Raw genomic sequence first — 2442 nt, 5'->3', positions numbered from 1 at the left:
GCAAGATCCGCATCGGCGACGACGACCTCACGGAGCAGCCGCTGCACAAGCGGGCGCTCGCCGGGATCGCCTATCTGCCGCAGGAGCCGAGCGTCTTCCGACGCCTGACGGTGAGGGGCAACTTGGAGCTCGTGCTCGAGGCGCTCGGCCTGCCCGAAGGGGAGGTCCGCGCGCGGGCCGACGAACTGCTGGAACGGTTCGGCCTCGCCGCAATCGCCGGACGCGCGGCGTTCTATCTTTCGGGAGGCGAGCGTCGCCGCTGCGAGATCGCGCGCGCGATGGCGATCCGTCCCCGATTCATGCTGCTTGACGAACCTTTCGCCGGGATCGATCCCATCGCCGTCGCCGACATTCAACGGATCGTGCGCGAATTGTCGGAAGCGGGAATCGGCGTCTTGATCACGGACCACAACGTCCGCGAGACATTGCAAATCGTCAAACGCGCTTATATTATCAGCCACGGGAGGATATTCCGCAGCGGATCGCCAGCGGAGCTGGCCAGCGACGCCGACGTTCGGGCCGTATATTTGGGCGAGGATTTCCGCCTCGAGTGACATTCCGCACGCCGGACGGAGCACCATGCCGCAGCTCGAGCAAAAACTTCAGCCGAGGCTGGTTCAGAAGCTCATCATCACTCCCCAGCTGCAGCAAGCGATCCGTCTGCTGCAGTTGTCGAAGCTCGATCTTCAGGACGAAATCTCCCAGGAGCTGGTCGAGAACCCGGCCCTCGAGGAACTCGGCGCGCCGACGGAGACAGTCTCGGCCACTCCGACGCAGCCGGAGCGCGAGAGCGACGACCGCGCCGGCGAGAACGAAGACTTCGACTACGCCTCGTTCTTCCGCGACCTCGAGGACAGCTACCAGCCGACGCACGGCATGGTCGAGTCGCGCGACGAAGAACTGCCGACCGCCGACCAGCTGCTGCGCTCCCAGACCGGGCTCGCCGAGCACCTGACGTGGCAGCTCGAGCTTTCCGCGCTCGGGCCGCGCGAGCGGGCGATCGGCGAAGCGATCATCGGCAACATCGACGAGAAGGGCTACCTCGAGGCCACGGCGGAGGAAATCGCCGCGATGGCCGAAGGGGACGAGAAGTGGACCGCCGAGGACGTCGAGCGGGTCCGCGCCCTGATCCAGCTCTTCGACCCGATCGGCGTCGGCAGCCGCACGCTGCAGGAGTGCCTGCTCGTGCAGCTCTGCGCGCAGGGGATGGGCGACTCCTACGCCGCGACGGCGATCCGCGACTTCCTGCCGCTCGTCGAGGGGCGCAAGCAGGCCGAGCTGGCCAAGGCGCTCGACGCCGATCCGGAGGACGTCGAGGACCTGCTGGAGGCGCTGCGGAACCTGGATCCGCGTCCCGGCGAGCGCTACAACCCCTCGCCGACGACCTACATCGCCCCCGACGTCTACGTGATCAAGGACGGCGACGGCTACCGCGTGCTGCTCAACGAAGAAGGGCTGCCGCGGCTGCGCATCTCGCCGACCTACCGCCGCTTCTTCGACCGCCCGGAGAACGGCGCCGCCGCCGACGCCACGGCCCGCGAGTTCGTGCGGGACAAGGTCCGCGCGGCGTTCCGCCTGATCCGCTCGCTCGAGGAGCGGCAGCGGACGATCTTCAAGGTCGCGACGAGCATCGTGCAGCGGCAGCGCGCCTTCCTCGACCACGGCATCGACCAGATCCGGCCGCTCGTGCTGCGCGACGTCGCCGAAGACATCGGCATGCACGAATCGACCGTCAGCCGCGTGGTCAACAACAAGTACATGCACACGCCGCGCGGCCTGTTCGAGATGCGTTTCTTCTTCCACAGCGGCCTCGCCGCGGCCGGCGGGGACGCCGTTTCCTCGCTTTCCGTGAAGGAGAAGATCAAGCGGATGGTGCAGGAGGAGGACCCCGCGCGGCCGCTCTCCGACCAGACGATCGCCGAAGCGCTGCGGCGCGACGGGCTTTCGATCGCCCGGCGGACGGTGGCCAAGTACCGCGAGGAACTGCGCATCGCCCCCTCGACGGCGCGGAAGCGCTGAAGGGGCGGACTCGTTCCACTCCCAACCCGGAGGATCACGATGAACATCGATGTGACGGGACGACGCGTCGAGTTGACCCCGGAAATCCGCAGCTACGCCGAGGAGAAGCTCGGCAAGCTGGGTCGGCTGCTGAACAACCTCGAGATCCACGTCACGCTTTCGGCGGAGAAGCACCGCTTCACCTGCGGCGTCGTGGCCCAGGGGAAGGGCACGCCGTACGCCGCGGAGCAGACCTCGGAGAACCTGCTCGAGTCGATCAACGACGCCGTGGACGTTCTCGCCCGCCAGATCCGCAAGGACAAGACCGCGAAGCTCGCGGACCGGCGCGAAGGCGCCGAGTCGATCCGCCGCCCCGAAGAAGCCTGACGCTTCGGTCCCGGACGGTTTGAAGAGGCCCGGCGCGCGTCGCCGGGCCTTTTCTTT

Annotated in this window: 3 protein-coding genes; all 3 read left to right on the top strand. The window is 67.5% G+C overall.

Annotated elements, in window-relative coordinates; genetic code table 11:
• The coding region (gene lptB, locus LLG88_08460; protein ID MCE5246935.1) for an LPS export ABC transporter ATP-binding protein at window positions 1-554 on the top strand (554 nt) is incomplete at its 5' end.
• Window positions 555-579: 25 nt separating this feature from the next.
• A complete protein-coding gene (gene rpoN, locus LLG88_08455; protein ID MCE5246934.1) occupies window positions 580-2019 on the top strand; it encodes an RNA polymerase factor sigma-54 in 1440 nt (479 codons plus the stop codon).
• Between the two features lie 39 nt (window positions 2020-2058).
• Entirely contained in the window at window positions 2059-2385 is a 327-nt protein-coding gene (raiA, locus tag LLG88_08450) for a ribosome-associated translation inhibitor RaiA (protein ID MCE5246933.1), read from the top strand.
• Window positions 2386-2442: the final 57 nt, after the last annotated feature.

Source organism: bacterium, assembly GCA_021372775.1.
GTDB lineage: Bacteria > Acidobacteriota > Polarisedimenticolia > J045 > J045 > JAJFTU01.
This window is presented reverse-complemented; position numbering and strand designations above follow the sequence as displayed.

Excerpts from the sequence above, each read along its gene's own strand:
- rpoN (MCE5246934.1), top strand. The coding sequence starts at position 580 with ATGCCGCAGCTCGAGCAAAAACTTCAGCCGAGGCTGGTTCAGAAGCTC.
- raiA (MCE5246933.1), top strand. The coding sequence starts at position 2,059 with ATGAACATCGATGTGACGGGACGACGCGTCGAGTTGACCCCGGAAATC.